This window comes from Streptomyces sp. MB09-02B, from assembly GCF_033794485.1.
Taxonomy (GTDB): domain Bacteria; phylum Actinomycetota; class Actinomycetes; order Streptomycetales; family Streptomycetaceae; genus Streptomyces.
In genome coordinates this window covers 1-7768 of the sequence record NZ_JARGEE010000411.1, presented here as the reverse complement: position 1 = coordinate 7768, position 7768 = coordinate 1, and the positions used below count along the sequence as shown (strand labels likewise).

Below are 7768 nucleotides of genomic sequence, written 5' to 3'. Positions count from 1 at the left end.
GCGGCACGATTGCCCGCAGGGGGGACGGCCGGGGAGGGCCTCAGGTGGGCAGGACTGGGTTGTCGGTGGTGCGGGGTACGTTTTCGGTATGGGGATGAACGGAGTCGGGGCGCACATCGTCTGGGACTGGAATGGGACCCTGTTCCATGACAACGAGGCGATCATCGGGGCGACGAACGCGGCGTTCGCGGAGTTGGGGATCGAGCCGATCACGTTGGAGCGGTACCGGGAGCTGTACTGCGTACCCGTGCCGAAGTTCTACGAGCGGCTGATCGGTCGGCTGCCCACGGACGAGGAGTGGGAGGCCATGGACGTGGTCTTCCATCGGTACTACGCCGAGCACCGGGTCGCTTGTGCGCTGACCGCGGGAGTGCCGGGTCTGCTGACGGACTGGGGCTCGGCCGGGCGCAGTCAGTCGATCCTCAGCATGTACGCGCACGAGGAACTGGTCCCGCTGGTGCGCGGCTTCGGGATCGAGCCGCATTTCGTGCGGGTCGACGGACGCACCGGGCCCTCAGGCGGCAGCAAGGCCGAGCACATGGTGCGGCATCTGCGTCGGCTCGTGGGGGTCGAGCCGAGACGGACCGTGGTGATCGGGGACGCCGCCGACGACGCGGTCGCCGCCCGGCACGTCGGCGCGCAGGCCGTGCTCTACACCGGGGGTTCCCACAGCCGCGCCAGCCTGGAGTGGGTCGGCGTGCCCGTCGTGGACACCCTGGAGGAGGCCGTCGTCGAGGCCGAGCGGCTCGCCGCGTAACCCGACCCCGGCGAGCCGCGCTCCTGTGGCCCTCGGCTACGTCACCGGCGCCTTCGCCCGCAGCACCGTGAGGAACTCCCGCATCCAGGCGGAGTGGTCCGGCCAGGCGCGGGCGGAGACGAGGGTGCCGTCGACGACGGTCTCGGCGTCCCGGAAGGTGGCGCCTGCGGCCTGCATGTCGAGTTCGAGGGCGGGATACGCGGTGACGTGGCGCCCGGACAGCGCGTCGACGGCCGCGGTCAGCAGCGGGCCGTGGCAGATCTGGGCGACCGGCTTGTCGGTGTCGAAGAACGACTTGAGGATCTTGCGCAGCTCGGGGTCGTTGCGGAGGTACTCCGGGGCCCGGCCGCCGGGCACGACGACGGCGACGTACCGACCGGGGTCGACCTCGGAGAAGGCCAGGTCGGCGGGCCAGGTGTAGCCGGGTTTCTCGGTGTAGGTGTCGTAGCCCGGTTCGAAGTCGTGGACCACGAAGCGGAGCGTCTTGCGGCTGGGGGCGGCGATGTCGACCTCGTATCCCTCCTCGCGCAGGCGCTGGTAGGGGTAGAGGACCTCCAGCGACTCCGCCGCGTCGCCGGTCACGATCAGGATCTTGGCCGTCATGGTGGGGCTCCCCTCGGTACCGCAGGGCTTCCTTCGTCAGGCTATGGCTTCCTGGGCAACGTGCATCCGGGGTGGAGGTTTGCCAAGGGGGTGTGCTGATGCGGGGTGCGGCGAAAGCGCGTATAAGCTCGGTTGCGCGGAGGTAAGCTCAAAAGTGCGCGGTGGGTACTGTGCAGAACGTCAAAGTTCGACCCTCGGATTTGTACACATACGGCTCATGACGTGCCCCCCGTCCGGAGGGATAGCCTTGTGGCGTGATCAGCGCGATAGCTCGCGGGGACGTCGTCGTCCCTGCCCTGCGCCCGGTGAGCACGGAAGACATCCGTGTCCGGGCGGCGGTCGCTGGTCCTCGCGGGCGGGAGGGAGCCACCAGGGCTCCCGGGACGCCGGGCGCACCCACGGGACGGACGGTGCCGAGAGCAGCGTCACACCCCTGCCGGGTAGCGAGAATGGCTGATTACCCCCCGCTCGTCTCACCCTGCGGCATAGCGTCGAAACAGACCGGACACCCCGTGTCGTGGTGGCGCTTCGGAGGGGACGAGTTCGTACTTCCTTCTACGTCACGCAACGGCGCGCGACAGGAGCCAGAGGACAATGCAGACCAAGCTGGACGAAGCCAAGGCCGAGCTGCTCGAACGGGCCGCCCGGGTAGCTGAGAACAGCCCGGTCGGGGGGTATCTACCGACTGGGACGACGAGCGAGAGTACGTCCGACATCCCGGACCGGGAGACGGTGCTCGCGTTCCTCCAGCGCTACTACCTGCACACCGCCCCGGAGGACCTCAGCGGCCGCGACCCGGTCGACGTCTTCGGAGCCGCCCACTCCCACTACCGACTGGCCGAGAACCGCCCCCAGGGCACGGCCAACGTGCGGGTCCACACCCCGACCGTCGAGGAGAACGGCTGGACGTGCAGCCACTCCGTCGTCGAGGTCGTCACCGACGACATGCCCTTCCTCGTCGACTCCGTGACCAACGAGCTGTCACGGCAGGGACGCGGGATCCACGTCGTCATCCACCCCCAGGTCGTCGTCCGGCGGGACGTCACCGGCAAGCTCGTCGAGCTGATCATCGACCCCGCCGCCGTCGCCGCGGCGGCCGCGGCCGTGGCCGCCGGGGAGACGCTGCCGCACGACGCACACATCGAGTCCTGGATCCACGTCGAGATCGACCGCGAGACCGACCGCGCGGACCTCAAGCAGATCAACAACGATCTGCTGCGCGTCCTGTCCGACGTCCGCGAGGCCGTCGAGGACTGGGAGAAGATGCGGGAGGCGGCGGTCCGGATCGCCGACGGGCTGCCCGCCGAGCACACCGCCGACGACCTGCGCGGAGAGGAGGTGGAGGAGGCCCGCGAGCTGCTGCGCTGGCTCGCCGACGACCACTTCACCTTCCTCGGCTACCGCGAGTACGAGCTGCGCGAGGACGACTCGCTCGCCGCCGTCGCCGGTACCGGCCTCGGCATCCTGCGCTCCGACCCGCACCACGCGGGGGAGGACCAGCACCCCGTCAGCTCCTCCTTCGAGCGGCTGCCCGCCGACGCCCGCGCCAAGGCCCGTGAGCACAAGGTCCTCGTCCTGACGAAGGCCAACAGCCGGGCCACCGTCCACCGGCCGTCCTACCTCGACTACGTGGGCGTGAAGAAGTTCGACGCCGAGGGGAACGTGATCGGCGAGCGGCGCTTCCTCGGACTGTTCTCCTCCGCCGCCTACACCGAGTCCGTGCGCCGGGTGCCCGTCATCCGCCGCAAGGTCGACGAGGTGCTCGTCGGCGCCGGCTTCTCGCCCAACAGCCACGACGGCCGCGACCTGCTCCAGATCCTGGAGACCTACCCGCGCGACGAGCTGTTCCAGACCCCGGCCGACGAACTGCGGTCCATCGTCACCTCCGTGCTCTACCTCCAGGAGCGCCGGCGGCTGCGGCTCTACCTGCGCCAGGACGAGTACGGGCGCTACTACTCCGCCCTCGTCTACCTCCCGCGCGACCGCTACACCACCGGCGTACGCCTCAGGATCATCGACATCCTGAAGGAGGAACTGGGCGGCATCAGCGTCGACTTCACCGCCTGGAACACCGAGTCGATCCTCTCCCGGCTGCACTTCGTGGTCCGCGTCGAGCCGGGCACCGAACTGCCGCACCTCAGCGACGCCGACAAGGACCGCCTGGAGGCCAAGCTCGTCGAGGCCGCCCGCTCCTGGTCCGACGGGTTCGCCGAGGCGCTCAACGCCGAGGTCGGTGAGGAACGCGCCGCCGAGATGCTGCGCAAGTACGCAAACGCCATCCCCGAGGGGTACAAGGCCGACCACAACCCCCGCTCCGCCGTCGCGGACCTCTGCCGCCTCGAAGCGCTCGACCAGGACGAGGACTTCGAGCTCAGCCTGTACGAGCCGGTGGGCGCCGCGCCCGACGAGCGCCGCTTCAAGATCTACCGCAAGGGCGGCTCGGTCTCGCTCTCCGCGGTGCTGCCCGTGCTCAACCGCATCGGCGTCGAGGTCATCGACGAACGGCCGTACGAGCTGCGCTGCTCGGACCGGACGACCGCGTGGATCTACGACTTCGGGCTGCGCATGCCGAGGCCGCAGGCCGGGAGCGTGGACTACGCCGGGGACGACGCCCGCGAGCGGGTGCAGGAGGCATTCGCCGCCACCTGGACCGGGCAGGCCGAGAACGACGGGTTCAACGCGCTCGTGCTGAGCGCCGGGCTCACCTGGCGGCAGGCCATGGTGCTGCGCGCGTACGCCAAGTACCTGCGGCAGGCCGGATCCACGTTCAGCCAGGACTACATGGAGGACACCCTCCGCAACAACGTCCACACCACCCGGTTGCTCGTGTCGCTGTTCGAGGCGCGGATGTCGCCGGACCGCCAGCGGGCGGGCCGGGAGATCGTCGACGCGCTCCTCGAAGAGGTCGACGCGGCGCTCGACCAGGTCGCCAGCCTCGACGAGGACCGGATTCTGCGGTCCTTCCTCACCGTCATCAAGGCGACGCTGCGGACGAACTTCTTCCAGGAGGCGGCCGGCGGCAAGCCGCACGACTACGTCTCCATGAAGTTCGACCCGCAGGCGATCCCGGATCTCCCGGCGCCGCGCCCGGCGTTCGAGATCTGGGTGTACTCGCCGCGGGTGGAGGGCGTGCACCTGCGGTTCGGGAAGGTCGCCCGCGGTGGTCTGCGCTGGTCGGACCGGCGGGAGGACTTCCGGACGGAGATCCTCGGCCTGGTCAAGGCGCAGATGGTGAAGAACACCGTCATCGTGCCCGTCGGCGCCAAGGGCGGCTTCGTCGCCAAGCAGCTGCCGGACCCGTCGGTGGACCGGGACGCCTGGCTCGCCGAGGGCATCCGCAGCTACAAGACCTTCATCTCCGCGCTGCTCGACATCACCGACAACATGGTCGCGGGCGAGGTCGTCCCGCCGGCGGACGTCGTCCGGCACGACGAGGACGACACCTATCTCGTCGTCGCCGCCGACAAGGGCACCGCGACCTTCTCCGACATCGCCAACCAGGTCGCCGAGAGCTACAACTTCTGGCTCGGGGACGCCTTCGCCTCCGGCGGCTCGGCCGGTTACGACCACAAGGGCATGGGCATCACCGCGCGCGGCGCCTGGGAGTCGGTCAAGCGGCACTTCCGGGAGCTGGGGGTGAACACGCAGGCCGAGGACTTCACGGTCGTCGGCATCGGTGACATGTCCGGTGACGTGTTCGGCAACGGCATGCTGCTCAGCGAGCACATCCGGCTGGTCGCCGCCTTCGACCACCGGCACATCTTCATCGACCCCAGCCCCGACGCGGCCACCTCCTACGCCGAGCGCCGCCGCGTCTTCGAGCTGCCCCGCTCCAGCTGGGCCGACTACGACACCGATCTGATCTCCACCGGCGGCGGCGTCTTCCCGCGCACCGCCAAGGCGATCCCGATCAACGCCCACATCCGGGACGTCCTCGGCATCGAGGACAAGATCGCCAAGATGACCCCGGCCGACCTGATGAAGGCGATCCTCAAGGCGCCGGTCGACCTGCTGTGGAACGGCGGCATCGGCACGTACGTGAAGGCCTCGACCGAGTCACACGCCGACGTCGGCGACAAGGCCAACGACGCGATCCGGGTCGACGGCGCCGACCTGCGCGTCCAGGTCGTCGGCGAGGGCGGCAACCTCGGCCTGACCCAGCTGGGCCGGATCGAGTTCGCGCAGACCGGCGGGCGGGTCAACACCGACGCCATCGACAACAGCGCGGGCGTGGACACCTCCGACCACGAGGTGAACATCAAGATCCTGCTCAACGGCCTGGTCACCGACGGGGACATGACGGTCAAGCAGCGCAACAAGCTGCTCGCCGAGATGACCGACGAGGTCGGCCGGCTCGTCCTGCGCAACAACTACGCGCAGAACACGGCGATCGCCAACGCCCTCGCCCAGTCCTCGGACATGCTCCACGCCCAGCAGCGCTTCATGCGCCACCTGGTGCGCGAGGGCCACCTCGACCGGGCGCTCGAATTCCTGCCCACCGACCGGCAGATCCGCGAGCGCTTGAACACCGGGTACGGCCTGACCGGTCCCGAGACGGCCGTCCTCCTCGCGTACACGAAGATCACCGTCGCCGAGGAGCTGCTGCACACCTCCCTCCCGGACGACCCGTACCTGCGCAAGCTGCTGCACGAGTACTTCCCGACCGCGCTGCGCGAGCAGTTCCGCGAGCACATCGACAGCCACCCGCTGAGCCGTGAGATCGTCACGACCCTGCTGGTCAACGACACGGTCAACACGGGCGGTACGAGCTTCCTGCACCGGCTGCGCGAGGAGACCGGCGCCTCGCTCGAGGAGATCGTCCGGGCGCAGACCGCCTCCCGTGCGATCTTCGGGTCGGGTGCGGTGTGGGACGCGGTCGAGGGCCTGGACAACACGGTCGACGCGGCCGTCCAGACCCGGATCCGGCTGCACTCCCGCCGCCTCGTCGAGCGCGGCACGCGCTGGCTGCTCAACAACCGGCCGCAGCCGCTGGAGCTCAGCGGGACCATCACGTTCTTCTCCGAGGGCGTGCACCTGGTCTGGGGCGAGCTGCCCAAGCTGCTGCGCGGCGCGGACCTGGAGTGGTACCAGAAGATCTACGACGAGCTGACGGGCGCCGGGGTCCCGGAGGAGCTGGCCACGCGCGTCGCGGGCTTCTCCTCGGCCTTCCCGACGCTCGACATCGTCGCGGTCGCCGACCGGGTCGGGCGGACGCCGATGGAGGTCGCCGAGGTGTACTACGACCTCGCCGACCGGCTGCGCATCACCCAGCTCATGGACCGCATCATCGAACTGCCGCGTGCGGACCGCTGGCAGTCCATGGCCCGCGCGGCGATCCGCGAGGACCTGTACGCGGCCCACGCCTCCCTCACCGCCGAGGTCCTCTCGGCGGGCAACGGCACCTCCACCCCGGAGCAGCGCTTCAAGGTGTGGGAGCAGAAGAACGCGGCGCTGCTGGGCCGGGCGCGGACGACCCTGGAGGAGATCCAGGGCTCCGACGCGTTCGACCTCGCCAACCTGTCGGTGGCGATGCGGACGATGCGGACGCTGCTGCGTTCGCACTCGTAGCGGTACGGCGAAGGGGGCGCCCCAAACTCTGGGGCGCCCCCTTCCGTATGCGTCGCCGGGGCGGCTACTCGGTGATCTCCCAGAGGGTCAGCTTGCCCTGCACCGTGGGTACTTCGAAGCTGTACTCGCCCGGGGTCAGCCCGGTGATCTCGTACATGGCGAGGTTGCCCTGCTTGGTGACCGTGCAGAGCCTGACGCCCTTGTCGATCTCCGCCTCCTCGCCGAAGGCACCGGAGTCCAGGGTGGAGGGCAGCACGTCGGTTCCCGTGCCCTCGGCGCACTCCTGGGGCGTGGTGCCCGCGCTCTTGCCCATGGTCGTGTCGAAGTACCAGTAGCTGCTGTCGAGGTGCATGTCCATCAGGCCGTCGACCATCTCGTCCTCGGTGTCGACCTCCGGCTTGTCGAAGTCGACTTTGACGTAGGCCGAGCCGGCGGGGGTGCGCAGCGTGAAGGGCTTGCCCTCGAAGACGGCTGTGTACTGGGCGTTCGCGGGGATCGAGGGGGTCTCGCTCGGGCCCGTTCCGTCGCCCGCGCCGCCCTGGTCGCCGGAGCCGGAGTCCGTGCCGGTGCCGGTCGGGGACGGGCTCGGCGTCGAGGCCGCCTGGTCGCCGCCGTTGCCGTCCTTGCCGTCGTTCTTGGTGCTGTCCTTGGGGGAGTCGCTCGCCGAGCTGTTGCTGTCGTCCTTCCCCTTCAGCACGTACACGGCCGCGGCCGCGCCCGAGCCGGCCACGAGGACGAGGGCCAGGGCGACCAGGGCCGCCTTCAGGCCGCGACGGCTCTTCTTGGGCGGGGCGGCCGGTGACGGAGCCGGGGCGGCGGACTGCGGGGTGAGGTTGTAGG

At 69.8% G+C, this 7768-nt stretch carries 3 protein-coding genes and 1 pseudogene; 2 read left to right on the top strand and 2 right to left on the bottom strand.

The annotated features are described in order from the left end of the window. Nucleotides 1-88: 88 nt before the first annotated feature. Nucleotides 89-757: an HAD family hydrolase gene (locus tag P1P70_RS36275; RefSeq protein WP_319245365.1), complete on the top strand. Its 669-nt coding sequence runs from the start codon at nt 89-91 to the stop codon at nt 755-757. Between the two features lie 36 nt (nt 758-793). On the opposite strand, the gene P1P70_RS36270 is transcribed toward P1P70_RS36275, so the two are convergent. Further along, entirely contained in the window at nt 794-1360 is a 567-nt protein-coding gene (locus P1P70_RS36270) for a DJ-1/PfpI family protein (RefSeq protein WP_319245363.1), read from the bottom strand. Between the two features lie 594 nt (nt 1361-1954). On the opposite strand from P1P70_RS36270, the gene P1P70_RS36265 reads away from it, so the two are divergent. Further along, nucleotides 1955-6928, top strand: coding sequence for an NAD-glutamate dehydrogenase (locus P1P70_RS36265; RefSeq protein ID WP_319245361.1), 4974 nt, complete (start codon nt 1955-1957; stop codon nt 6926-6928). Between the two features lie 64 nt (nt 6929-6992). On the opposite strand, the pseudogene P1P70_RS36260 reads toward P1P70_RS36265, so the two are convergent. Continuing rightward, nucleotides 6993-7768, bottom strand: a pseudogene (locus tag P1P70_RS36260) (serine/threonine protein kinase); the annotation flags it as partial.

Excerpts from the sequence above, each read along its gene's own strand:
- P1P70_RS36275 (WP_319245365.1), top strand. The coding sequence starts at position 89 with ATGGGGATGAACGGAGTCGGGGCGCACATCGTCTGGGACTGGAATGGG.
- P1P70_RS36270 (WP_319245363.1), bottom strand. The coding sequence starts at position 1,360 with ATGACGGCCAAGATCCTGATCGTGACCGGCGACGCGGCGGAGTCGCTG.
- P1P70_RS36265 (WP_319245361.1), top strand. The coding sequence starts at position 1,955 with ATGCAGACCAAGCTGGACGAAGCCAAGGCCGAGCTGCTCGAACGGGCC.